This is a genomic window from Bradyrhizobium sp. S3.3.6, assembly GCF_040546905.1.
GTDB lineage: Bacteria > Pseudomonadota > Alphaproteobacteria > Rhizobiales > Xanthobacteraceae > Bradyrhizobium > Bradyrhizobium cytisi.
Map to the genome: position 1 here is coordinate 450,596 of NZ_JBEPOT010000005.1, position 25,620 is coordinate 476,215.

General features: G+C 64.3%; 18 protein-coding genes. 9 read left to right on the forward strand and 9 right to left on the reverse strand.

Annotation, left to right across the window (positions count from 1 at the left end; translation table 11 throughout):
* Nucleotides 1-107: 107 nt before the first annotated feature.
* The 3 genes from ABID59_RS18540 to ABID59_RS18550 all read right to left on the reverse strand — a co-directional run bounded on the left by ABID59_RS18540 (nucleotide 108) and on the right by ABID59_RS18550 (nucleotide 5,823).
* On the reverse strand, nucleotides 108-1,298 hold the full coding sequence (locus ABID59_RS18540) for an ABC transporter substrate-binding protein (protein WP_354084292.1): 1,191 nt from the start codon (nucleotides 1,296-1,298) through the stop codon (nucleotides 108-110).
* 146 nt (nucleotides 1,299-1,444) lie between these two features.
* Nucleotides 1,445-4,609: an efflux RND transporter permease subunit gene (locus tag ABID59_RS18545; protein ID WP_354084293.1), complete on the reverse strand. Its 3,165-nt coding sequence runs from the start codon at nucleotides 4,607-4,609 to the stop codon at nucleotides 1,445-1,447.
* On the reverse strand, nucleotides 4,606-5,823 hold the full coding sequence (locus ABID59_RS18550; protein WP_354084294.1) for an efflux RND transporter periplasmic adaptor subunit: 1,218 nt from the start codon (nucleotides 5,821-5,823) through the stop codon (nucleotides 4,606-4,608). The genes ABID59_RS18545 and ABID59_RS18550 overlap by 4 nt, the downstream gene beginning before the upstream one ends.
* 420 nt (nucleotides 5,824-6,243) lie before the next feature.
* On the opposite strand from ABID59_RS18550, the gene ABID59_RS18555 reads away from it, so the two are divergent.
* The 7 genes from ABID59_RS18555 to ABID59_RS18585 all read left to right on the forward strand — a co-directional run bounded on the left by ABID59_RS18555 (nucleotide 6,244) and on the right by ABID59_RS18585 (nucleotide 14,611).
* The gene (locus ABID59_RS18555) at nucleotides 6,244-7,398 is read left to right on the forward strand and encodes an iron-containing alcohol dehydrogenase (RefSeq protein WP_354084295.1); all 1,155 of its coding nucleotides are present in this window, start codon (nucleotides 6,244-6,246) and stop codon (nucleotides 7,396-7,398) included.
* 19 nt (nucleotides 7,399-7,417) lie between these two features.
* Entirely contained in the window at nucleotides 7,418-8,968 is a 1,551-nt protein-coding gene (locus ABID59_RS18560; RefSeq protein ID WP_354084296.1) for an AMP-binding protein, read from the forward strand.
* A 160-nt stretch (nucleotides 8,969-9,128) separates the two neighbouring features.
* On the forward strand, nucleotides 9,129-10,727 hold the full coding sequence (locus ABID59_RS18565; RefSeq protein WP_354084297.1) for an ABC transporter substrate-binding protein: 1,599 nt from the start codon (nucleotides 9,129-9,131) through the stop codon (nucleotides 10,725-10,727).
* 43 nt (nucleotides 10,728-10,770) lie between these two features.
* On the forward strand, nucleotides 10,771-11,718 hold the full coding sequence (locus tag ABID59_RS18570; RefSeq protein WP_354084298.1) for an ABC transporter permease: 948 nt from the start codon (nucleotides 10,771-10,773) through the stop codon (nucleotides 11,716-11,718).
* A 9-nt stretch (nucleotides 11,719-11,727) separates the two neighbouring features.
* Nucleotides 11,728-12,621, forward strand: a complete 894-nt coding sequence (locus tag ABID59_RS18575; RefSeq protein WP_354031448.1) for an ABC transporter permease — start codon at nucleotides 11,728-11,730, stop codon at nucleotides 12,619-12,621.
* A complete protein-coding gene (locus ABID59_RS18580) occupies nucleotides 12,621-13,628 on the forward strand; it encodes an ABC transporter ATP-binding protein (RefSeq protein ID WP_354084299.1) in 1,008 nt (335 codons plus the stop codon). Before ABID59_RS18575 ends, ABID59_RS18580 begins: the two co-directional genes overlap by 1 nt.
* The gene (locus ABID59_RS18585; protein ID WP_354084300.1) at nucleotides 13,625-14,611 is read left to right on the forward strand and encodes an ABC transporter ATP-binding protein; all 987 of its coding nucleotides are present in this window, start codon (nucleotides 13,625-13,627) and stop codon (nucleotides 14,609-14,611) included. The genes ABID59_RS18580 and ABID59_RS18585 overlap by 4 nt, the downstream gene beginning before the upstream one ends.
* Before the next feature lie 98 nt (nucleotides 14,612-14,709).
* Here ABID59_RS18585 and ABID59_RS18590 read toward each other — a convergent pair whose 3' ends face one another.
* The 6 genes from ABID59_RS18590 to ABID59_RS18615 form a co-directional block, all read right to left on the reverse strand.
* Nucleotides 14,710-16,683, reverse strand: coding sequence for an acetyl-CoA carboxylase biotin carboxylase subunit (locus ABID59_RS18590; RefSeq protein ID WP_354084301.1), 1,974 nt, complete (start codon nucleotides 16,681-16,683; stop codon nucleotides 14,710-14,712).
* A complete protein-coding gene (locus ABID59_RS18595; protein WP_354084302.1) occupies nucleotides 16,680-18,296 on the reverse strand; it encodes an acyl-CoA carboxylase subunit beta in 1,617 nt (538 codons plus the stop codon). Before ABID59_RS18595 ends, ABID59_RS18590 begins: the two co-directional genes overlap by 4 nt.
* Nucleotides 18,297-18,403: 107 nt before the next feature.
* Nucleotides 18,404-19,270 carry a beta-keto acid cleavage family enzyme gene (locus tag ABID59_RS18600; protein WP_354084303.1) on the reverse strand — a complete coding sequence of 289 codons (867 nt, stop codon included), beginning with the start codon at nucleotides 19,268-19,270 and terminating at the stop codon, nucleotides 18,404-18,406.
* A 200-nt stretch (nucleotides 19,271-19,470) separates the two neighbouring features.
* Nucleotides 19,471-20,271, reverse strand: coding sequence for a helix-turn-helix domain-containing protein (locus ABID59_RS18605; RefSeq protein WP_354084304.1), 801 nt, complete (start codon nucleotides 20,269-20,271; stop codon nucleotides 19,471-19,473).
* A 175-nt stretch (nucleotides 20,272-20,446) separates the two neighbouring features.
* On the reverse strand, nucleotides 20,447-21,103 hold the full coding sequence (locus ABID59_RS18610; protein ID WP_354084305.1) for a glutathione S-transferase family protein: 657 nt from the start codon (nucleotides 21,101-21,103) through the stop codon (nucleotides 20,447-20,449).
* Nucleotides 21,104-21,272: 169 nt separating this feature from the next.
* Nucleotides 21,273-22,409, reverse strand: coding sequence for an acyl-CoA dehydrogenase family protein (locus ABID59_RS18615; protein ID WP_354084306.1), 1,137 nt, complete (start codon nucleotides 22,407-22,409; stop codon nucleotides 21,273-21,275).
* A gap of 267 nt (nucleotides 22,410-22,676) precedes the next feature.
* On the opposite strand from ABID59_RS18615, the gene ABID59_RS18620 reads away from it, so the two are divergent.
* Both ABID59_RS18620 and ABID59_RS18625 read left to right on the forward strand, forming a co-directional pair.
* On the forward strand, nucleotides 22,677-24,227 hold the full coding sequence (locus tag ABID59_RS18620; protein ID WP_354084307.1) for an acyl-CoA synthetase: 1,551 nt from the start codon (nucleotides 22,677-22,679) through the stop codon (nucleotides 24,225-24,227).
* Nucleotides 24,228-24,303: 76 nt separating this feature from the next.
* Nucleotides 24,304-25,524 (forward strand): ABC transporter substrate-binding protein, encoded by a 1,221-nt coding sequence (locus tag ABID59_RS18625; protein ID WP_354084308.1) that lies wholly within the window; start codon nucleotides 24,304-24,306, stop codon nucleotides 25,522-25,524.
* The last annotated feature ends 96 nt before the right edge of the window (nucleotides 25,525-25,620 follow it).

Consider the following 25,620-nt stretch of genomic DNA (forward strand, 5'->3'; position numbering starts at 1 on the left):
GCGCCGCTGAACCGGGACCCAATCCGGCTGCAAAACCTGGAGAAGCATGGGTCCCGGCTCTGCGCAGCAACGCTACGCGTTGCAGCGCGTCCGGGACACAAGCCCCCTCACTTCGTCAGCGGGCAGCCGCTCTCCTTGGCGGTGAAGAACGCCTTGTCGCCGGGGACGGTGGCGAGCTCCTTGTAGTAGTCCCACGGCTTCTTCGATTCCGACGGCTTCTTGACCTCGAACAGATACATGTCGTGGACCATGCGGCCGTTCTCGAGCACCTTGCCCTTGGCGAAGGCGTCATCGACCGGCAACTCCTTCAGCTTCTTGGCGACCGCTTCGGTGTCCTTGGTGCCGGCGGCCTTCACCGCCTTGAGATAGCTCAGCGTCGCCGAATAGGTGCCGGCGTGGATCATGCTCGGCATCCTCCCGGTGCGCTTGAAGAAGCGTTCGGAGAAGGCGCGGGTCTGGTCGTCATGATCCCAATAGAAGCCTTCGGTGAGAACGAGGCCCTGGGCCGCCTGCAAGCCGAGCCCGTTGACTTCGCTGATCGTCATCAAGAGGCCGGCGAGCTTCTGGCCGCCGGAGACGATGCCGAACTCGGCCGCCTGCTTGATCGAATTGGTGGTGTCGAGGCCGGCATTGGCAAGGCCAACGATCTTCGCCTTCGAGCTCTGCGCCTGGAGCAGGAAGGAGGAGAAGTCCGAGGAGTTGAGCGGCACGCGGACCGAGCCGACCACCTTGCCGCCATTGGCAGTGACGATCTCGCTGGTGTCCTTCTCCAGCGCATAGCCGAAGGCGTAGTCCGCGGTGAGGAAGAACCAGGTGTCGCCGCCGGCTTTCGTTAGCGCGCCGCCGGTGCCGACAGCGAGCGCGCGGGTGTCGTAGGCCCAGTGGAAGCCGTAGGGCTGGCAGGCATCCCCGGTGAGACGCGAGGTCGCGGCGCCCACAACGATGTCGATCTTCTTCTTATCCTTCGAGAGCTCATGGATCGCGAGCGCGACCGAGGAGGTCGTCAGCTCCGTAATCATGTCGACGTTCTCGACGTCGTACCAGCGCCGCGCGATGGAGGTGGCGAGGTCGGGCTTGTTCTGGTGATCGGCGGTGACCATCTCGATCTTCTGGCCGAGCACCTCGCCACCAAAATCCTCGATCGCCATCTTGGCCGCTTCGACCGAGTACTTGCCGCCGTAATCGGCGTAGACGCCAGACTGGTCGTTAAGGATTCCGATCTTGACGCCTTGCGCGGAGGCCGGCGCGGCCAGCAACAGAGCCGACGTTGCGACAGCAGCCAAAAGTGCTGATTTCATCTGTTAACTCCCAGCATTGTTTTTGAAATCGCGCGGAGTGTAGTGAAGAAGACTGCCGCTGCCCATCGATTTTGCGTAGGCCGTTAGTATGGGAAATGCGCGCCAAACAAACGGTGTCGTAGATGCGCTTGGCCGCAGAGGCAGCCTTAGGCCTCTGCCTTCGGCTTCCCGTCGTTCCGCCCTTCCGCCAGGTTCCGCACCACCACATAGAAGATCGGCGTGAACAGCAGCCCGAACAGCGTGACGCCGATCATGCCGAAGAAGACGGCGACGCCGACGGCCTGACGCATCTCCGAGCCTGAACCGGACGAGATCACCAGCGGCAGCACGCCGAGGATGAACGCGAACGACGTCATCAGGATCGGTCGCAGCCGCAGGCGGCAGGCTTCGATCACCGCCTCCAGCCGCGGCTTGCCTTCGAGCTCGATATCGCGTGCGAACTCGACGATCAGGATCGCATTTTTCGCCGCCAATCCCACCAGCACGACGAAGCCGATCTGGGTGAGGATGTTGACGTCCTGGCCCATGATGCGCACGCCGATGGTGGCAGCGAGCAGGCACATCGGCACGATCAGGATCACCGCAAACGGCAAGGTCCAGCTGCCATATTGCGCGGCGAGCACGAGATAGACGAACAGCACGCAGATCGGGAAGATGTAGAGGCCGGCATTGCCGCCGGTGACCTGCTGATAGGACAAATCCGTCCATTCGAAGCTGAAGCCGCTTGGCAAGGTGTCGTCGGCGAGCTTCTTGATGGCGTTGAGCGCGGTGGTCGAGCTCGTGCCCGGCGCCGGCTCGCCCTGCAGCTCGGACGCCGCGTAGAGATTGTAGCGCGCGACGCGGTCGGGCCCCGAAACGTCTTTAAAGTCGACCACGCTGCCGAGCATCACCATGTCGCCGGAGGCATTTCGCGTGCGCAGGCGCGAGAGATCGGCAGGCTCTTTGCGGAACGGGAAATCAGCCTGCGCGGTGACGTGATAGGTGCGGCCGAACAGGTTGAAGTCGTTGACATAGGTCGATCCGAAATAGGTCTGGATCGTGTCGTTGATGTTGGCGATGGGCACGCCGAGCTTCTGCGCCTTGGTGCGGTCGATGTCGACGAACAGCTGCGGCGTATTGGCCGAGAACGGCGAGAACACCGTGGGGCCTAGGAGCAAGGGCGATTTGCGCGCGGCGGCGACGAGTTCGTCGGTTGCTGACGCCAGCAACTCGGGCCCGCGACCCTGGCGATCCTGGATGCGGATGGTGAAGCCGCCGCCGGTACCGATGCCGGGCACGGCCGGCGGTGGAATGACGATGATGAACGCGCCCTGGATCGCGGCGAGACGCTTGCGCAATTCTGCCGTGATGGCGTTCGCGGTCAGCCCCTTCTTCAGGCGCACCTCTGGCTCATCGAACACCGGAAACAGCGCTGCCGCATTGCCGGCCTGCGTGCGCGTCGCGCCGGAGAAGCCGGCGAAGGCGGCAACGCGGATGATGCCCGGCGTATCCAGCGAGATCCGCTCGATCTCGCGCACGATCTCGGTGGTCCGCGCCAGCGACGCCGCGCCCGGCAATTGCACGGAGACGATGACGTAGCCGCGGTCCTGCGCGGGGATGAAGCCCTGCGACGTGGTCCCGATCAGCCATCCTGCGCTGCCGATCAGAACGACATAGATCAGGATCATCACCACCGAATGCCGGATCACGAAATTGGCGACGCCAGCGTAGCCGTGTGCCAACCGGTCGAACACGCGGTTGAAGGCTCCCGTAAAGGCGTTCCAGCCGCGCGCGACCAGATTCCAGGCGGCGGGGGGCCGCTTCTCCTCATGGGGCGTCAAAATCTGCGAGGCCAGCGCCGGCGACAGCGTCAGCGAGCAGAAGCAGGAGATCGCGGTCGCAACCGCGATGGTCACAGCGAATTGCTGGAAGAACTGCCCGGATATGCCGCCCAGGAACGCCGTCGGCACGAACACCGCGCAGAGCACCAGTGCGATCGAGACCAGCGCGCCGCCGACTTCTTCCATCGTCTTCAGCGCGGCATCGCGCCGGCTCAGACCGTGCTCAAGATGGCGTTCGACATTCTCGACCACGACGATGGCGTCGTCGACGACGATGCCGACGGCGAGCACGAGCCCGAACAGAGTGAGATTGTTGATGGAGAAGCCGAGCGCCGCCATCACCGCGAAGGTGCCGACCAGCGACACTGGAATGGCGATGATCGGGATGATCGCAGGCCGCCATCCTTGCAGGAAAACCAGCACGACGACCACCACGAGCAGCATGGCCTCGTAGATGGTCTTGATCAGCTCATGGACGGACTGCGCGATGAACTCGGTCGGATTGTAGCCGATATTGTAGTCGAGCCCCTTCGGAAAGCTCTCCTTGAGCTTCGTCATGGTGTCGGAGATGTTTTTTGCCGTCGCGAGCGCGTTCGATCCCGGCCGCTGCGTCACCAGCATGGCGACCGCGGATTTGCGCAGCAGGAAGCTGTTGGTGGAATAGGCCAGCGCGCCGAGCTCGATGCGGGCGACGTCGCGCAGCCGAACCGTGCGGCCGTCGGAGCCGGCCTTGATCAGGATGTCCTCGAACTGCCTCTGGTCCTTCAACCGTCCCGTGAAAACGAGGTTCGGCTGAAAGGCGCGGTCGGCGATCGGCGGCTCCGCGATCTGGCCGCCCGCGATCTGCACGTTCTGCGCACGGATCGCGGCCAGCACCTCGGTCGAAGTCAGGCCGAGATTGGCAATGCGATCAGGATCGAGCCACAGCCGCATCGAATAGTCGCGTGCGCCAAAGATCTGGATGTCGCCGACACCGTCGATGCGCAGCAGCTGGTCGCGGACCTGGAGCAGCGCGTAGTTGGAGATGTAGAGCTGGTCGAACGTGTCGTCGGGCGACAGCATGAACACGACCATCAAAATGTCAGGCGAGTTCTTGCGGGTGACGACGCCGTTGCGCTGCACCTCGTCCGGCAGCTGCGGCTGCGCGATCGCGACGCGGTTCTGCACCAGCACCTGCGCCTTGTCGAGATCGGTGCCCAGCTTGAAGGTCACGGTGATGGTGAGCTGGCCGTTCGAGGTCGCCTGGCTGTAGAGATACAGCATGTCCTCGACGCCGTTGATCTGCTGCTCGATCGGCGCGGCAACCGTGTCGGACACGGTTTGCGCCGAGGCGCCCGGATATTGCGTGGTGACGACGACCGTCGGCGGCACCACTTGCGGATATTCGGAGACCGGCAGCGTGGAGTAGGCGAGCGCGCCGACGATCAGGAGCACGATCGACAGCACCATCGCCAGGATGGGCTGGTTGATGGAGAGACGGCCAAGGTTCATGACTTGTCACCAGCCTTGGCACCGGCCGGCGCCTGAGCGGTAGACGGGGCCACCTTGGCACCGACGCGGGCGCGCTGGATGCCGTTGACGATGACGCGGTCCTCCGCCTTTAACCCTTCGCGGATCACGCGCAGGCCGTCATCGAGCGGCCCCAGCACCACGGGCCGCGCCTCGACGGTGTCGTCGGGCTTTACCACGAACACGATCTTACGCGACTGGTCGGTCGCGACCGCGACGTCGGGAACCAGCAGCGCCTCATAGGGCGCGCTGCCGATCAGGCGGACGCGGCCGAACTGGCCGGGCAGGATCGACAGATCGGTATTCTTGACCACGGCGCGGCTGCGCAGCGTGCCCGTGGAGACATCGAGGCGATTGTCGAGGAAGTTGATGGCGCCGTCATGCGACGGTTTTGTCTCACCGGCCAGCGTCACCTGCACCGGGTTCGCGGTGTCGCGCGAGCTCGGACGGCGGCCTTCGAACCAGAGCCTGCTGTATTTGATGAAGGTCGTCTCATCCATGTCGAAATAGATGTAGATCGGGTCGAGCGAGACGATCGAGGTCAGGAGCGTCGACGTGCCGGTGTCGCTGCCCTGCACGAGATTGCCGGGGCTGACGAGATGGCGGCTGACGCGGCCGGTGAGCGGCGCGGTCACATGGGTGAACTCGATGTTAAGCCGGGCCGCCTTCAACGCGCCCTCGGCCTGGGTCTCGGCGGCGTGCGCGGCCTGCAGGGCCTGGCGGCGCTGGTCGACGACCTGCTCGGACACCGCGCTGGTCTGGACCAGGTTCAGGCCGCGATCGAGCTCGCGCTTGGCGAGCTCCACCTTGGCGCGGGCGTCGGAGAGCTGGCCGTCCGCCTGCTCGGCCACCGCCTCGAACGGGCGCGGGTCGATCACATAGAGCAGGTCGCCCTGATGCACGATCGCGCCGTCCTGGAACTCGACGGAGTTGACGAAGCCGCCGACGCGGGGGCGCACCTGCACCTCCTCGACCGCCTCGAACCGGCCGGTGTACTCATCCCAATCGGTAACGGTGCGCTTGACCGGCTGGGAAACCGTCACCGGCGGAGGTGGCGGCGCGGCCGCTTGCGAGGCCGGTTGTCCGCAACCGCTGAGCGCGAACGCGGCTGCGAGAAGGCCGGCTATGGCATAAGGCCGGGGCTGAACGAAATCGTGCGTTTTGACAGATTGCTCGCTTCCGTCCGGTCCAGTCATCCCAAGTCCTCGCATCAAAGCCGCGGAAATTGCAGGGTACTCGCTGACCCGCGGGCGCCACAAGATGGGCGGCGATCATGAACTCTTCAAGACCAAAGCGCGGGCAATGCTCGGCACGGTGCCCTGGCCGGATGACGGGTTGACAGGGACCGCGATGGATGCGCGCGGCGACCTTTCTTCGCCTCTCCCGCTTGCCGGGAGAGGCCGGAGCGCGTCGCAAGATGCGATCCGGGTGAGGGGGACCCTCCGCGCGTCCGACTGTCTCCCGCCCGGCCGATAGTGCCCCTCACCCCGCCCTCAACCCGTAAGAACGGGGAGAGGGAGACGAAAAAGCGCCAGCGTCTTCGCACATGACGGGGGCGGCGGGCTCGGCTAGATTAGCCCTTACAAAACAAGACGAATTGTCCGGGGAGGACAGGCGTGCATCAGGGACGTGTCGTTTACGGCGCGATCGAGGAGGTCGTGTTCGGCCATCCGGCGGCTGAGGCCGTTGTCGCGCAGATGGACCGGCTGGGGACGCGTCGGGCCTTCCTGATGGTCTCGGGCACGCTGAACCGGCAGACCGACGAGATCGCAAAAATCGTCCAGGCGCTAGGCGCCCGCTGCGCCGGGCTGTTCGACGCGATGCCGGCACACACGCCGCGCGAGGCGGTGATCGCGGCCACCAATGCGGCGCGCCAGGCCGGCGCGGACCTGATCGTCACCGTGGGCGGCGGCTCGATCACCGATGGCGCCAAGGCGGTGCAGCTTTGCCTCGCCAATGGCATCGACGATATCGACGGCATCGAGCGTATCCGCGTGCACAAGGGCGTCGCACCGGAGATGACGCCGCCGACCGTGCGCCAGATCAGCGTGCCGACCACGATTGCCGGCGGCGAGTTCTCGTCGATCGCGGGCGTCACCGACCGCAGCACGCATGTGAAGCAGATGCTGCGGCATCCGCTCGCCGTGCCGCGCGCGACCATCCTCGATCCCGCCATCACCGTGCACACGCCGGAATGGTTGTTTCTCTCGACCGGCATCCGCGCCATCGATCACTGCGTCGAGGCAATCTGCTCGCGCGAGACCCACCCTTATGCCGACGCGCAATCGGTGAAGGGCCTCGCCATGCTCGCCGATGCGCTGCCGCGGGTGAAGGCCGACGCGAGCGATCTCGACGCGCGCATGGATGCGCAGATCGGCACCTGGCTGTCGATGGGCGCGCTCGCCGCCGGCGTGCCGATGGGGGCGAGCCACGGCATCGGTTATGTCCTGGGCGCCGCCTTCGACGTGCCGCACGGCTACACCTCCTGCGTCATGCTGCCGGCGGTGATACGCTGGAATGCGCGCGACAATGCCGAACGCCAGATGATCGTCGCCGCCGCCATGGGCTTCCCCGGACACGATGCCGCCGACGTGCTCGATGCCTTCATCCGCTCGCTCGGCATGCCGCGCAGCCTCGCCGACGTCCGCGTCTCGCCCGAGCATTTCGATGCCATCGCCGAACAGGCGATGCGCACGAACTGGATTCCGCGCAATCCGCGCAAGATCGAGAGCCCTGCGCAGGTGCGCGAAATCCTGCTTCTCGCTGCATGATTTTCAAGCCGGAGGACTGATGTATCCAGGTCAGCATGCCCGTCTACGCCCGCTGCAACCCGCCTTCATCATGGCGGCGACGGGCGAGGCCGTCACCTATCGCGAGCTGGAGGCACGTAGCAATCGCCTCGCGCATCTGCTTCGCAAGCATGGCTTGAGGCGGCTCGATCACTACTCGATCTTCATGGAGAACAATTCCCGCTATCTCGAAGCCTGCGGCGCCGGCGAGCGGTCCGGGCTTTACTACACCTGCATCAACTCGTTCCTGACGCCTGGCGAGCTCGCCTATCTCCTCGTCAACAGCCAGTCCAAGATCCTGATCACGTCCGTTGCAAAGCTCGACATCGCGCGGGAGGCAATCCAGGCCTGCCCCGACATCAAGCTCTGCATCGTCGCCGATGGCCCCGGCGAGAGTGACCGCATCGTTGGGCTCGCGGATGTCACCGCCGATCTGCCGAAGACGCCGATTGCGGATGAGTGGCTCGGCACCTCCATGCTCTATTCGTCGGGCACGACGGGTCGCCCCAAGGGCATTATTCGCCCGCTTCCCGAGGAGCCGCCAAAGCACAATCTGACGCTGTTCGACTTCCTCACCAAACTTTGGCACTACCGCGAGGGCATGGTCTATCTGTCGCCGGCGCCGCTCTATCACTCGGCGCCACAGGCTGCCGTCAATCTGACGATCCGCATGGGCGGCACCGTGGTCATCATGGAGAATTTCGACCCCGAGCGTTACCTCCAGCTCGTGCAACAATGGGGCATCACCCACAGCCAGCTGGTGCCGACGATGTTCTCGCGGATGCTAAAGCTGCCGGAGGACGTACGCGGCCGCTACGACCTCTCATCGCTCGAGATTGCGATCCACGCCGCCGCGCCCTGCCCGGCGCTGGTGAAGGACGACATCATCAAATGGTGGGGGCCGATCATCCACGAATATTACGGCGCGACCGAAGGCCTCGGCTTTACCGCCTGCAACAGCCAGGAGTGGCTTAGCCACCGCGGCACCGTCGGCAAGGTGCTGCTCGGCGACCTCCACATTCTCGACGAGAACATGCAGCCGTGCCCGACCGGCACGCCCGGCCAGGTCTGGTTCAAGACGGGATCGCCGTTTGAGTATTTCAACGACCCGGAGAAGACCAGGGAGGCGCGCTCGGCCGACGGCAGCATGAGCACGGTCGGGGATGTCGGCTATGTCGACGAGGATCGCTTCCTCTATCTCACCGACCGCGCCACCTTCATGATCATCTCCGGCGGCGTGAACATCTATCCGCAAGAATGCGAGAATCTGCTGATCACGCACCCCAAGGTCGCGGATGCCGCGGTTTTCGGCGTGCCCAATGCGGATCTCGGCGAGGAGGTGAAGGCGGTAGTGCAGCCGATGCCGGGCGTGATGCCGGATGACGCGCTCGCCGAGGAGCTGATCGCCTTCTGCGCGGCATCGCTGTCGCGGCAGAAGGTGCCGCGGTCGGTCGATTTTGAGAAGGAGTTGCCGCGCCTGCCGACGGGGAAACTCTACAAGCGGCTGCTGCGGGACCGGTATTGGGGCAACAAGACGTCACGGATCGTGTGAGCGGAGGAACCTTTCTCACCTTGTGAGAGAAACACCCCTGCGGCCTTTCGTCATCCGAATTGCCAAGAGAGCAAGCGGCCTTGCCGGTTGCCTCGCTCGGCGCGCGTCGCTATCGTCCTGACAAACGGCCACAAAAGGCCGATGTCCAGGGAGACCGAGGATGCGGAGCGTGTGGGCGCTCGCCGCGACGGCGGCGCTATGTTTGCTGGCGTTTTCGACCGCGAGCTTCGCCGGCGAGCCCAAGCAGGGCGGCATTTTGCGGATGTACCACCGCGACAGCCCGGCGAACGCCTCCATCCTTGAGGGTGCGACCTATTCGGTCAATGTGCCGTTCATGGGAGTGTTCAACAATCTTGTCATCTACGACCAGCACATGGCGCAGAACAGTCCTGACAGCATCAGGCCGGAGCTGGCCGAGAGTTGGACGTGGAGCGGCGACTACAAGAAGCTGACGTTCAAGCTGCGCCAGAGCGTCAAGTGGCATGACGGCAAGCCATTCACATCGGCTGACGTCAAATGCTCCTTCGATCTGCTCATGGGAAAATCGCAGCAGAAGCTTCGACAAAATCCACGGAAGACCTGGTACAGCGAGGTCAACGACGTCACGCCCAATGGCGATTTCGAGGTGTCCTTCGACCTGAAGCGGCCGCAACCCTCGCTATTGGCGATGCTCGCCTCCGGCTACACGCCGGTCTATCCCTGCCATGTCTCGCCGGCAGAGATGCGCACCCATCCGATCGGGACCGGGCCATTCAAATTCGTCGAGTTCAAGGCCAATGAATCGATCAAGCTTGTTCGAAATCCGGACTACTGGAAGAAGGGACTGCCGTATCTCGACGGCATCGAGTACACGATCATCACCAACCGCTCGACCGCGATTCTTGCCTTCGTCGCCGGAAAGTTCGACATGACCTTCCCGACACATATCACCATCCCGCTCCTCAAGGATATCAAATCGCAGGCGCCGAACGCAGTTTGCGTCGTCGAACCGACCAACGTTTCGACCAACATCATCGTCAATTCGACCGCGCCGCCATTCGACAACATTGACATCCGCCGCGCGATGGCGCTGGCACTCGATCGCAAGGCCTTCGTCAACATCCTGTTCGAAGGCCAGGCCGATATCGGTGGCACTATGCTGCCTCCGCCGCAAGGCATCTGGGGCATGCCCAAGGACAGGCTTGAAACCATTCCGGGCTATGGTCCGGACGTGAATGCGAACCGCGATGAAGCGAAGAAGCTGATGCAGAAGGCGGGCTACGGCCCCGACAAGCATCTCGCGGTGAAGGTTTCGACGCGCAATCTCGCGGAATATCGCGATCCCGCGGTGATCCTGATTGACCAACTCAAGAGCATCTATATCGACGGCGAGCTCGACGTGGTGGAGACCGCGAACTGGTTCCCGAAAGTCGCGCGGAAGGATTACATGCTCGGGCTCAATCTGACCGGCAACGCCGTCGACGATCCGGACCAGTCATTCTACGAGAACTATTCCTGCGGCTCCGAGCGAAATTATACCAATTACTGCAACAAGGAGATCGAAAAGCTGTTCGACCTACAGTCGCAGGAGACCGACGTTAACAAACGCAAGCAACTGGTCTGGGAGATCGACAAGAAGCTGCAGGAGGACGTCGCCCGCCCCATCATCTTTCATGCGCGGGCCGGCACCTGCTGGCAGCCTTATGTGAAGGGGGTCACGATCATGTCGAACAGCTCCTACAACGGTTTTCGCTATGAGGACGTGTGGTTGGACAAGTAGCGCAAGCCAGGCAAGCGACTAGCAGGCTCGACGGAGGCGGGTGATGTTTGCCTATCTGGTGCGGCGCCTGTTCCTGATGCTCGTGACCCTGTTCGGGATCTCGGTCGTCATCTTCTTCCTGTTGCGCATCGTGCCCGGCAATATCGTCGACATCCTGTTCGCGGCGGCCGGCTATGTCGATCCCGCCGACAAGGCCAGTCTGGAGAAGGAGCTCGGCATCGACCAGCCGCTGATCGTACAGTATTGGCACTGGATCAGCGGTTTTCTGCGCGGCGACTTCGGTTACTCCTACGTCTCGGAGAAGCCGGCGCTTCAGGAGATCCTGCCGCGGATTCCGATCACCGCGCGGCTCGCTGGCCTCGCGCTGCTGTTCTCGGCCTCGATCGGCATTCCGCTCGGCGTCATCAGCGCGGTCAAGCAAGGCACGCGGCTCGACTACACGCTACGTGTGGTGAGCTTGAGCGGACTGTCGCTGCCCTCGTTCTGGCTCGGCCTGCTGATCCTCACCGCCTCGGTGGCGATGTTCGGCCAGATCCCGATCTTCAACCCCAATCCGGCCACGTGGCTCGAAGCTTTCGCGACCTATGCGGTGCCCGCGGCCGCCGTTGGCTTCCGCAGCGCCGGGTTGACCATGCGCATCACGCGATCCTCGATGCTGGAGGTGCTGCGACAGGACTATATCCGCACCGCCCGCGCCAAGGGCGCCTCCGATGCCGCGGTGAACTACCGACATGCGCTGAAGAACGCGATTCTGCCCGTCATCACCGTGATCGGCATCGAAGCGGCGTTCCTGATCGGCGGCCTGATCGTCACGGAGACGGTGTTCAACATACCGGGCGTGGCCCGCTTCCTGGTCGAGGCGATCCGCTGGCGGGATTATCCGATCGTGCAGAACCTCGTGATGCTGATTGCCGTCGTGGTGGTGAGCGCGAATTTCATCGTCGACATGCTCTACGCCGTATTCGATCCGCGTATCAGATACACGGATTAGGAGACCAGCTTGGCCGCGATCGATTTTGACGTTGAATTGAGGCGGGCCGGCGCGCATGCGACCGTCGGCTGGCGACGTGTGTTCTTTCTGGCGCAGCGGCACGTGCTGGGTGCGGCTGGCCTTATTATCATGATCGTGTTCGTGTTCACCGCGATCTTCGCGGATTTCATCGCGCGCTACGATCCCCTGACCGTCGATTCCGCCCACGCGCTGATGCGCCCGAGCCTCGTCCACTGGATGGGCACGGATTCGTTCGGTCGCGACGTGTTCAGCCGCATCATCCATGGCGCGCGGATTTCACTCGCGGTCGGGATCGGCTCGACCGCGCTCGGCGGCACGATCGGCGTGATCGTCGGTCTGACCTCCGGCTATCTCTCCGGCTGGGTCGATCTCGTGTTCCAGCGCGTCTCCGACATCTTGCAGGCGCTGCCGCTGCTGGTTCTGGCCCTGATCATGACGGCGGCACTCGGCCCATCCCTGCCGAATGTCATTCTCGCCATTGCCATTCCGCTGATCCCGACCGTCTCACGCGTCACCCGCGCCAACACGCTGGCGCTGCGCGAGCAGCCGTTCGTGGAAGCGGCAAAATCGATCGGCATGAGCGAGGCGCGGATCGCGCTTCGCCACGTGCTGCCGAACACGCTGGCGCCGCTGATCGTGCTCGCGACCGCCCAGCTCGGCTCGACCATCTTGACCGAAGCCTCGCTCTCCTTCCTCGGTCTCGGCATTCCCGAGCCTTATCCGTCATGGGGCCGCATGCTGTCGGAATCGGCCGCCGAATATGTCCGCACCGCGCCGTGGCTGGTGATCTTCCCGGGTATCGCGATCAGCCTCGCGGTGTTCGGCGCCAATCTGTTCGGTGACGCCCTGCGCGACATCCTCGATCCACGGCAGCGCGGCTGATGACTGACACCTCCAATCTCGTGCTCGAGGTGAAGAACCTGAAGACGGTGTTCTTCACCAACTCCGGCCTGTTCAAGGCGGTCGACGACGTATCCTTCACCGTGAGCCGTGGCGAGACGCTCGCGATCGTAGGCGAATCCGGTTGCGGCAAGAGCGTCACCGCGCTCTCCCTGATGCGGCTGGTGCCCGATCCGCCCGGGCGCATTGTCGGCGGCAGCGTCACGCTCGAAGGCTCCGATCTGCTGGCGCTGAACGAAGCCGGGATGCGCAAGATCCGGGGCAATCGCATCTCCATGATCTTCCAGGAGCCGATGACCTCGCTCAATCCGGTGATGCGGATCGGCGATCAGATCGTCGAGGCGGTGCGGCTGCACCGGAACGTATCCTCGAAGGAGGCGCAAACCATCGCGGTCGAGATGCTGCGGCTGGTGCGCATCCCCGAGCCGGCGCGGCGCGCACGCGAATATCCGCATCAGCTCTCCGGCGGCATGCGCCAGCGCGCGATGATCGCGATGGCACTGGCGTGCCGGCCGGCGCTACTGATTGCGGACGAGCCGACCACCGCGCTCGACGTCACCATCCAGGCACAGATTCTGGCGCTGATCCTCGATCTGCAGAAGGAGCTCGGCACCGGCCTCGTGCTGATCACGCATGACCTCGGCGTCGTCGCACAGACCGCGCAGCGCGTGATCGTGATGTATGCGGGCCGCAAGGTCGAGGAAGCCAGTGTCGAGGCGCTGTTCGCCGCGCCAAAACATCCCTACACGCGCGGACTGATGGCCTCGATCCCCGCGGTGCCGGCCTCTGGTGTTGCCGCGCAGGAGCGGCTGAACGAAATTCCCGGCACCGTGCCGTCGCTGGTGCGGCTGCCGCCGGGGTGCGCTTTTGCACCGCGATGCAAGCTCGCAATCAAGCGCTGCGAGGCCGAATACCCGCCGCTTGCAGATTGGGGCGGCGGCCATCTCGCCGCTTGCTGGCGTGCAGCCGAAGTGGCGGAGGTGGCATGACCGGGCCGCTTCTCGAAGTCACCGATCTGATGAAGCATTATCCCGTGCGCGCGGGCGTGTTGCGCCGGCAGGTCGGCACGGTGCATGCCGTCGACGGTGTCTCTTTCTCGGTTGGTGTCGGCGAGACGCTCGGCCTCGTTGGCGAATCCGGCTGCGGCAAGTCGACTGTGGCGCGCAGCGTGCTGCGCTTGGTCGAGCCGACCTCGGGCCAGATCCGTCTCGACGGCGAAGACATCACCCATCTCTCCAAGACGGAGCTCAGGCCGCATCGTCGCTCGATGCAGATCGTATTCCAGGATCCGTTCGCCTCGCTCAATCCACGCATGACCGCGGGCGATATCGTCGGCGAGCCGCTCGCCGTGCATGGCCTCGGCGCCGGCAAGGCGCTGGAGGCGCGCGTCGAAAAGCTGTTCGAGCAGGTGGGCCTCCGGCCCGACCAGATGCGCAATTTTCCGCATCAATTCTCCGGCGGCCAGCGCCAGCGCATCTGCATCGCCCGAGCGCTTGCGCTGGAGCCGCGCCTGATAGTCTGCGACGAGCCGGTCTCCGCGCTCGATGTCTCGATCCAGGCGCAGGTGATCAATCTGCTGATCGACCTGCAGAAGCAGCACGGCTTCTCCTATCTCTTCATCGCCCACGATCTCGCCGTGGTCGCCCATATCAGCCACCGCGTCGCGGTGATGTATCTCGGCCGCATCGTCGAGATCGCCGGCAAGGACGAACTGTTCCGCAACCCGCGCCATCCCTACACGCAGGCCCTGCTCGCCTCCGTGCCGGTCGCCAATCCGCTGGCGAAGAAGCTCGCGCCCCTGGTCGACGGCGACGTGCCGAGCCCGGTCAATCCGCCGCCCGGCTGCGCGTTTCACACGCGCTGCCGGTTCGCGATGGAGCGGTGCAAGACGGAGCGGCCGGTGCTGATGGACGCAGGCGACGGGCATCAGGTGGCGTGCTTGTTGAATGAGGGAACGGGGCGAAGTGCCTAGGTCTCGTGTCCCCGCGAAAGCGGGGACCCAGGGCCACACGGGAACGCGCTGAGGTATGGGTCCCGGCTCGCGCTTCGCGCGTCCGGGACACGAGAAAGTTACACCCCGATCTCCGCCACGATCCTGCCTGTCGTCACCTGCTCACCCTCGGCGACGTCGATCGCCGAAACCACGCCGTCGATGCCAGCCTTGTGGACGTGCTCCATCTTCATCGCCTCCAGCGTCATCACCGGCTGGCCCGCGGTGACGCGGTCGCCCGGCTTGACCAAAACAGCGACGACGCGCCCGTTCATCGCGGCGCGGACTTTGCCGTCGCCGCCATTGCTTGCTGCGGCCTTCGGCGCGGCGAGGGTTAGATCGGTCACCGCGAGCGGGATGCCGCGGTGCTGGAGGTAGAGCCGATCGCGGTCGCGCAGGAATCTTGCGCTGTCCATCACGCCATCGTGGCGGAAGCGGATCGTGTCAGGACCGAGTTGCTCGATCTCGAACTTGTCCTGGCGACCGTCGGTGGCGACGGTGTAGCTGCCATCGCGCTCACGCGTGACGTCGAGCTCAAGCACGTGACCCGCGATCTCGATTTTCGCCGGGAGCGGGAACGTTGCCGACAAGCTCCGGCCGCTGCGCCACGACGGCGCGCGCGGATTTGTAACGTAGAGCAGCAGGCCCGCCAGCGTCGTATCGAATGCGGCGTCCGCGCGCGGCGCGAGCAGCTCTTCGCGATGCGTGCCAATGAATGCCGTCGTCGCCTCCCCCCTGATAAACCCAGGATGACGCAGACACGACAACAGGAACGCCTGATTGGTGGTCACACCAAGCGCCGTGAGCTGCTCCAGGCCCACGATCAGCCGCCCTCTCGCTTCCTCGCGCGTGGCGCCGTGGCTGATCACCTTGGCGATCATGGAATCGTAGAACGGCGGAATCTCCGAGCCTGATTGCAGCGCGTGCTCGACACGGATGCCATCAGGCACCTGCCAGCGCGCCATGCGGCCGGACTGCGGCATGAAATCCTGCGCGGCATCTTCCGAGCAGAGCCGCACCTCGATGGCATGACCTGCGAACTTGACGTCCTGCTGCTTCACGGTGAGCTGCTCGCCGCGCGCGACGCGCAGTTGCAGCTCGACCAGATCGAGCCCGGTGATCGCTTCGGTCACGGGATGCTCGACCTGAAGGCGCGTGTTCATCTCCATGAAATAGAATTCGCCGCGCTCGTCCAGCAGGAACTCCAGCGTGCCCGCGCCCTCGTAACGCAGCGCCTTCACGGCGGCGACGGCGACCTCACCCATTCTCGCACGCAACTCCGGCGTCACCGCCGGCGATGGCGCCTCCTCGATCAGCTTCTGGTGCCGTCGCTGCACCGAGCAGTCGCGCTCGCCGAGATGGATGGCATTGCCATGACTGTCGCCGAACACCTGGATCTCGATGTGCCGGGGATTGCGGATCGCGCGCTCGATAATGACGGTGGGATCGCCGAACGCCGCCTCCGCTTCCGACCGCGCGCTACGCAGCGCATCGGCGAAGCATGCGGCGCTGGTCACGAGCCGCATGCCGCGGCCGCCACCACCGGCAACCGCCTTGATCATCACGGGGAAGCCGATCTTCCTGGCCTCCGCGAGCATGACCTCGTCGCTCTGATCGGCGCCCTGATAGCCGGGCACGATAGGAACGCCGGCCTTCTTCATGATCTCCTTGGCGCCGGCCTTATTGCCCAGGGCCGCGATCGCCTGCGGCGACGGGCCGATAAAGACGAGGCCGGCATCCTTGCAGGCCTGCGCAAACTCCTCGTTCTCGGCCAGGAAGCCGTAGCCGGGGTGCACGGCATCCGCGCCGCTCACCCTGGCCGCCGCGATGATCGCGGGAATGTTGAGATAGGATTGCGCCGGCAGGGCTTCGCCGATCCGCACCGCCTGATCGGCCTGCCGCACATGAAGCGCATCGCGATCCGCATCCGAATAGACGGCGACGACACTGAGGCCGAGCTGCCGCGCGCTGCGCATCACGCGCAGCGCGATCTCGCCGCGATTGGCGACCAGGACCTTGTAGAACGGCCGGTGCTGCACTGATCCGTTCCTCATGGGCGAGCCACCGAGAATTGCATGCGCTGGGGTGTGAGCGAATCGCCCTCGCGGCAGATCGCAAGCACCTCGGAAAGGACCCCGCGGGTATCGCGCGGATCGATCACGCCGTCGTCGAGCAAGCGCGCGCTGGTCGAGAACACGTCCATCTGGCCGTCGAACACGCCGACGATCTGCGCCTTCATCGCATCGAGCCTGTCCTTCTCGACCGGCTTGCCGCGGCGCGCGGCGGCGGCTTCCGTCACGATGGCCATGGTCTCGGCGGCCTGCTCGCCGCCCATCACGGCGGTCTTGGCATTGGGCCAGGAGAAGCAGAAGCGCGGATGGAAGCCGCGGCCGCACATGCCATAATTGCCGGCGCCGAAGGACGCGCCGCAATAGATCGTGATCTGCGGCACCGTCGCCGAGGTCACCGCCTGGATCATCTTCGAGCCGTGCTTGATCATGCCGGCTTCTTCATAGGCCTTGCCTACCATGTAGCCGGTGGTGTTGTTGAGATAGAGGATCGGCGTGCGGGTTTGGCAGCAGGCCTGGATGAAATGTGTCGCCTTGTTGGCGCCGGCCGGATCGAGCGGACCATTGTTGGTGATGATGCCGATCGCCCGGCCCTCGATGCGGGCATGGCCGCAGACGGTCGCCGGGCCGTAGTTCGGCGCCATCTCGGTGAAGTCGGAATCATCGACGATGCGCGCGATCACCTGCTTCATGTCCACGGCGCGCTTGTGGTCTATCGGCATGATGCCGAGCAGTTCGTCCTGATCGTAGCGCGGCGGCTTGAATTCTGACGGCGCCCTGCCCGGCCGCTCCCATTCCAGCGCCGCCATGATCTCGCGCGCAATCCGAAGTGCATCGCGATCGTCCTCCGCGAGATAGTCGCCGAGGCCGGAGATTTGGGTGTGCATCTCGGCGCCGCCGAGCTCTTCCTCAGTCGCGATCTCGCCGGTCGCAGCCTTCAGCAGCGGCGGCCCGGCGAGGAACGCACGGGTGCGGCCGCGCACCATGACGATGTAGTCGGAGAGGCCTGTCTGGTAGGCACCGCCGGCGGTGGATGAACCGTGCGTGACGGTGACGACCGGCACCCCCGCCGCCGACAGCCGTGCGAGATTGCGAAAGATGTTGCCGCCGCGGACAAAGTCCTCGACGCGATAGCGCAGCAGATTGGCGCCGGCGCTCTCGACGAGCTGGACGTAAGGCAGCTTGTTCTCCAGTGCGAGCTCTTGCACCCGCAGCGTCTTGTCGAGGCCGTAGGGCTGCAGCGCGCCGGCGTCGATGCCGGCATCGTTGGCGCTGACCATGCAGCGGATGCCCGAAACGAAGCCGATGCCGGCGATGACGCCACCGCCGGGCACGCTCTTGGCCGCATCCGGCACATCGAACATATAGCCGGCGAGCGTCGACAGCTCAATAAAGGGTGCACCGGGATCGAGCACCAGCGCGACGCGCTCGCGCGGCAGCAGCTGGCCGCGCTTGTGGAAGCGGTCCTTTGCCGCGGCGGATGCCGCGCGCGTGCGCTCCTCCAGCGCGCGCATGCGGTCGATCAGCGCGAGCATGCCGTCACGGTTGACGTGGTAGGCGGCGCTGCCGGGGGAAATGGTGTTTTCGAGAATGGACATGACAGTTTCCTGCTCGTCATTGCGAGCGAAGCGAAGCAATCCAGACTGTCACCGCGGAAGGATTCTGGATTGCTTCGCTGCACTCGCAATGACGGGTGAGGCGATAGCTAGCGATTCGTTCCAAAGATCTTCCGGGCCTCGGCGGGGCTTGCGATCTCGCGGCCGGCACGGCGGGCGCAGGCGGCGATGGCCTCGATCAGCTGGCCGTTCGACGTCACCTTCTTGCCGTCGGCGAGATAGAAGGCGTCCTCCAGGCCAGTGCGCAGATGGCCGCCGAGCTCGGCGCAGCGCTGGTGCAGCAGCCAGATCTCCTCACGGCCGATGGCGGTGACCTGAAAATGCGCTTCGGGCCGCTTCAGCTTGATCAGGATCGGCAGCAGATCGGGATCCGACGGCATCCCCGAAGCGACGCCCATCACAAAGTTATACTCGAGCGGGCCCTTGTACATGCCAACCTGGTGATACATGCCGACGCAGCGGACGATGCCGACGTCAAAACATTCGAACTCGGGGATGGTGCCGACCGCGTTCATGACGTCGAGATAGTCCTTCACCTTCTCGACCGCGTTGTCGAACATCATCGGCGGCCAGGCCCAGGTATTGTCGGCCTTCACCTTCAGATAATTCAGCGAGCCGGCGTTGCAGGCGGCGATCTCCGGCCGGGTTTCACGGATGCAATCCAGCGCGCCGGAGTAGTTCGGCCCTGAGACGCCCGAGGTGTGGTTGATGATGACGCCGGGGCAGGCTTCGCGGATCGCCTGCTGGATTTCCTTGCTTACGCTCACATCCCAGGACGGCAGATGCCCCTTGTCCGGCGCCTGCTGGCGCAAATGGATGTGCATGATGCTGGCGCCGGCATCGAACGCAGCCTTGGCCTCGCGCGCCATCTGCTCGGGCGTCACGGGCACGTTGTGCTGCTTGGGGTCGGTGAGCACGCCGTTCAGCGCGCAGGTGATGACGGCCTTGTCGCTCATACCACTGATGTCTCGCACGTTGAGAATTCAACGTTGGCGATCATGTGATGAGCGGCATGCGGCTTCTTGCGCGGAGAAGCTAGCTAAACGCGAGCTGTCGTAGGGTGCGCAAAGGCGCCCTAGCGCCGTGACCACCACGTTTCGAGGCTCGATGAAGGTGGTGGGCACGCTTTCGCTTTGCCCACCCTACGAGAGCGTTGTCAGCTCGCCTCCGCCAGCCGCACCGTCTCGCTGCTGCGATAGATCGCGAGATCGCGCGAGCCGACGAAGATCGCGCGCGGCTTCAATCCGTAGAAGCGGCGGATCGAATGGCTGAAATGAGTGCTATCGGGATAACCGATGTCCTGTGCGAGATGAGCCAGGTTGAGATCCTGGTTGGCGAAGTGCAGCAAATGCCGCGCACGCTTCCAGGCCCGGAAGGAGCGGAACGAGATGCCGGTCTCTTCCTTGAACAGATGCAGGAAGCGCGAGGCTGAAAGACCAGCTTCGGCCGCGCAGGTATCTGCGGTGACGGGCTCGCCCGAAAAACGCTCGATGCGGGCGACGGCGCGCGTCACGCGCGGGTCGAGCACGCGGCGCGGCAGCGCCTCGCCAAAGCACATCTCGTCGAATTCAGCGGTATTGATGTCGCCATACCGGCGCTGGCGCAGCAGCGCGTAGGCAGCGAGGATCTTTCGGGCATAGACCGCGCGGTCCGGTCCCATCAGTCGCTGGGCCAAAGCCTCGATCACGCCATCCGGCATGCTTTCCGGCTCGAGCGTCACGCTGATTGCGGTGCGGTAGTCGCTGGCAATGGAATGCCGCTGGTTCGGCAGAGTGACGAACAGTTCGGCGGTCGCGAGGACGTCGTCGATGGTCAGATGCAGGCTGCCTTTCACCGCGACATAGACGTGGCAGCAGCCTGGGGTTCGCTTGCGTGGCCTGCCGAGCAGACCGGCATAGAACACCCGCTCGGGCGTGATCAGCATCAGATGGTCGGATTCGCGACCGTTATCTTCCATTGGGATCCTCCTCGCACGGCTCTTTGGCCGCTGCGGACGGCGGTCACCTTAGCGGAAATTTGGGCGCTGTCACGACGCGGTAGCGCTGTCATGGAGCGCAAAAGATTGCCGTTCCGGGATGACGATCAGTCTTCCAGGATGGCGATGAGATCGCAGTCCGCAACCTGCGGAGAGCTTACGCCCTCTCCCTTGGCGCAACATTCTGCTCGGCGCCGGCCTTCTGCTCCGCAGCAACCGCGCGCTTGAAACCATCGCGCTGCTGCAGGCGCGCCCAATAGGCTGCGACATTCGGCCCGAAATCCTTGGCGAGGCCGATATTGTCCGCGAGCCGGAGCGCATAGCCGATCACGATGTCAGCCGCGGTGAAACGGCCGGCGCACAAGGCCTCAGTATTCGCGGTCGCGGCCTCGACGGCGCGCAGCCGCCCCAGGAACCATTTGGCATAGTCGGAGGCGACCTGCGGATTACGGCGCTCCTCCGGCTCGAGCTGGGTGTAGCGAAGCACCAGCGTTTGCGGGAAGGTTAACGTGGCGTCGCTGAAATACATCCAGTTCAGGAAGGTGCCGTAGGCGGGATCCTCGGGGCCGACCATCAGTGGCGTCGGGCCGTACTTGACGCCGAGATAGTGGCAGATGCCGGAGGACTCCGTCATCTTCGTCTCGCCGTCGACCATGAAAGGAATCGTGCCCAGCGGATTGAGCGCAAGATATTCCTTGGCGAAAACCCGCGGCGGGAACGGCAGCATCTTCAGCTCATACGGCAGCCCCATCTCCTCCAGCATCCAGAGCGGGCGGAACGAGCGCGCGGCGTCGCAGTGATAGAGGGTGATCATCGGAAGTTTCCTTTGCTGCCGGGCAGCGTACCGTGGTCGGCGGTAAATAGCATTTCTTGCCTTCGTCATTCCGGGGCGCGCGAAGCGCGAACCCGGAATCCAGAGATGAGTCCTACAATATCGAGATTCCGGGTTCGACGCTTCTCGTCGCCCCGGAATGACGGTGAGGTCATAGCCCCATCTGCCGGCTGGCCAGATCCTTCATGATCTCCTCGGTGCCGCCGCCGATGGCGTTGACCTTGACCTCGCGGTAGATTCGCTCGGCCTTGATGCCTCGCATGAAGCCGGCGCCGCCAAAAATCTGCACGGCTTCCGAGGCGCAGAATGCCATCGTCTGCGTCGCCTGGTTCTTCATCATGCAGATTTCAGCGACAGGGCTCTCGCCCTGCTCCAGCCGCCAGGCCAGCATCTCCAGCATCGCTTGCGAGGCTGCGACCTTCTGCGCCATGTCGACGATCTTGTGGCGGATGACCTGGTGCTGGGCAAGCGGCTTGCCAAAGGTCTTGCGTTCCCTGGCATAGGCGATCGCTTCATCGAGGCAGACGCGCGCAAAGGCGGTGCAGCCCGCGGCCATGCCCATGCGTTCGCTGTTGAAGTTCTGCATGATGATCTTGAAACCCTGGCCCTCCTCGCCGATCAGGTTTGCGGCCGGCACGCGGCAATCGTCGAAATGCAGCGTTGCAGTGTCGGAGGCCCACCAGCCCATCTTCTTCAGCCTGGTGCGCGACAGGCCGGGCGTATCGCCCTCGATCAGGAGCAGGCTGACGCCGCCGGCACCCTCGCCGCCGGTACGCACCGCAACGGTCAAATAATCGGCGCGCATCCCTGAGGTGATGAAGGTCTTTTCGCCGCTCACGACGTAGTGATTGCCCTCGCGCCGCGCGCTGGTGCGGAGGTTTGCGACGTCCGAACCGCCACCAGGCTCGGTGATGGCGAGCGCGGAGATCTTGTCGCCGGAGAGCACCTGCGGCAGCACGCGCGCCTTGACTTCGGGGCGCGCCGCACGCGCGATCGGCGGCGAGCCGATGGTGTGGCTCATCAGGCTGGCGCTGACGCCCCCGGCGCCTGCCCGCGCCAGCTCCTGGCTGGCCACGATCTTCATGAACTGGTCGGCGGCGATCCCGCCATATTCCTCGGGGAATCCGAGCCCCAACAGGCCGATCTCGGCCGCCTTGCGATAGAGCGCGCGGGGGAATTCGCCGGCTTCGTCCCACTCGTGGGCGAACGGCGCGATCTCCTTGTCGACGAAGCGGCGCATCACGTCGCGGAAAGCGTCGTGCTCGGCGGTATAGAACGGGCTCTTCATTGCATTCGCGCCTTCGACGACTCTCTGCTCGTTCCACCATGGCCGGAACATTGGCGGCTCACTTGCGCCGAGTGGCTGAGTGGGGTGTGGCACGTCGCAGGCCCAGGACCTAGCAACTCAACGCAAGACGGTTTTCGTCCCTCGCAGGCCAACTCCAGATCAAAAAAGACTGCTGCACAAAAACTCCGGCTGGCCTCCCGGGGCCACGCCGGCATGGTGCACAGCAATAAGAGGACAGGCGGCACAACACCGCCGAGGGAGGGATTGTTGGCCGTTCGTTACTACGACTGGATCGCTCATCATGCGCGCCGCGCGCCTGGCAAGCTTGCGGCCCTCGACCTCGCGAGCGAGCGCCGCTTCACGTATGCGCAGCTCGACGCCCGCGTCTCGCGCCTCGCCTCGTTCTTGCGCCACACGCTGAAGATTTCGCGCGGCGACCGCGTCGCGGTGCTGGCGCTGAACACCACCGATACGCTGGAGGTCCAGTTCGCCTGCGGACGGTTAGGTGCCGTCTTCGTGCCGCTGAACACCCGTCTCACCGTTCCCGAGCTTCAGTTCATCACCGGCGATTGTGCTCCGAAGGTGATGATCCACGACGCCGATCTGGCCGAGACGGCGCTCGCAGTCGCAAAACTCTGCAACGTCACCACTAGCCTGCTGCTCGGCCCCGGCGGCGCCTACGAGGCCGGCATCGCTGCGGCCAAGCCGCTGGAGCGAGCCGAAGACATCACGCTCGATGACGTCTCGACCATCATGTACACCTCGGGCACCACGGGATACCCGAAGGGCGCGACCATCACGCATGGCATGACGTTCTGGAATTGCGTCAATCTCGGCGGTCCCGCCTGCATCGGACCCTCTTCGGTGCTGCTCACCGTGCTGCCGCTGTTCCACACCGGCGGGCTCAACTGCTACACCAATCCCGTGCTGCATGCCGGCGGCTCCGTGATGATCATGCGCGCGTTCGATCCCGGCGCCGCGCTCGGCCTGATCAACGATCCCGTGCAGGGTATCAACGTGTTCTTCGGCGTGCCCGCGATCTATCAGTTCATGGCGCAGCAGCCGGCCTTCGCGACGACTGATCTTTCCCGATTGATCGTCTGCGGCGTCGGCGGCGCCCCGATGCCGGTGCCGCTGCTAAAGGTGTGGGAGGCACGCGGCGTCGCGCTCCAGCAGGGCTACGGCATGACCGAGACGTCGCCAGCCGTGCTGGTGCTCGATCGCGAGGACGCGGCACGCAAGGCCGGCTCCGCCGGCAAGCCGGTGCTGCACACCGAGGTCCGCATCGTCCGCCCCGACGGCAGCGATGCCGATGTCGGCGAGCTCGGTGAGCTCTGGGTCAAGGGACCGAACATCACGCCGGGCTACTGGAACAGGCCGGAGGCGAACAAGACGTCCTTCACCGACGGCTGGCTGCACACGGGCGATGCGACGCGCGTGGACGAGGAAGGCTTCTATTATATCGTCGACCGCTGGAAGGACATGTACATATCCGGCGGCGAGAACGTCTATCCGGCCGAGGTCGAGAACGTCCTGCACCAGCTCACCGCGATCGCCGAAGCGGCCGTGATCGGCATTCCCGATCCGCAATGGGGCGAGATCGGCCTCGCCATCGTTGCGGTCAAGCAAGGCCAGCGACTGACCGAGGCCGATGTCTTTGCGCATTGCGCGGCCAGTCTCGCGCGCTTCAAATGTCCGCGCCAGGTTCGCTTCGTCGATGCGCTGCCGCGCAACGCCACCGGCAAGATCCACAAGCCGACCTTGCGCAAGCAATTCCCGGCCGCCTCCGAGATCGACAAGAAGGTGGCCAATGCCTGATCAAAGCGCCCCTCTCGCGGGCGCTTCTTGTTTTCGACGTGCCTGCTCCAACCCAGAAGAATCGCAAGGAATTTTCATGAACAAGAAACTCTCCCTGCTTGCCGCAGCAACCGCGTTGACGCTGGTCACGATCCAGGACGCTTCCGCCCAGAAGGCGTACGACACCGGAGTCACCGACACCGAGATCAAGATCGGCAATGTCGAGGCCTATTCGGGACCTGCTTCCGCCTACGGCGTCATCGGCAAGACCGAGGAAGCTTATTTCAAGATGATCAACGACCAGGGCGGCATCAACGGCCGCAAGATCAGCTGGGTCTCCTATGACGACGGCTACTCGCCGCCGAAGACGGTGGAGCAGATCCGCAAGCTGATCGAGAGCGACGAGGTCTTCCTGGTGTTCAACGCGCTCGGCACCCCGACGCAGACCGCAGTGCAGAAATATCACAACTCCAAGAAGGTGCCGCAGCTCTTTCTCGCCACCGGCGCCAGCAAGTGGAACGATCCACACAACTTCCCCTGGACCATGGGCTTCCAGCCGAGCTACCGGGTCGAGGCGCGGATCTTCGCAAAATACATTCTGAAGGCGAAGCCGGACGCGAAGGTCGCGATCTTCTATGCCAACGACGATTTCGGCAAAGACTACCTTGCCGGCATCAAGGATGTGTTCGGCGACAAGGCATCGAAGCTGATCGTGGCAGAAGAAAGTTACGAGACGTCGGAGCCGTCGATCGACGCTCATATCGTCAAGCTCAAGGACACCGGCGCCGATGTCTTCGTGAACATTTCGACCCCGAAATTCGCGGCGCAGGCGATCAAGAAGATCGCCGAGCTCGGCTGGAAGCCGATGCATCTGATGACCGACGTCTCGGTGTCGATCGGCGCGGTGATGAAGCCGGCCGGCCTCGAGGCCTCCGAAGGCGTGCTCTCGGCCGGCTACCTCAAGGACGCCTCGGACCCGCAGTGGAAGGACGATGCCGGCATGAAGAAGTTCATGGCCTTCATCGAGAAGTACCTGCCCGGCGCGAATATCTCGGACGCCAATCTGGTTTACGGCTATGCCGCAGCCCAGACCATGGTGCAGGTGCTGAAGCAGGCGGGCGACAATCTCACCCGCGAGAACGTGATGAAGCAGGCCGCCAGCCTGAAGGACTTCACCCCCGACACGCTGATCCCGGGGATCACGATCAACACCTCGGCCACCGACTTCGCGCCGATCGAGCAGCTCAAGATGTGGCGTTTCAAGAGCGGCCAGTGGGAGCTGTTCGGCCCCATCATCAGTGCCGAGCCGAGCGGCTAGCGCGTTAGCCCATCTGACTGAATCGTTGGGGATTCACAAATCAGCGTTTTGGTGATTCAAGCTACCCGCCGGGACGGGAGGCCGGCGGGCATGGCG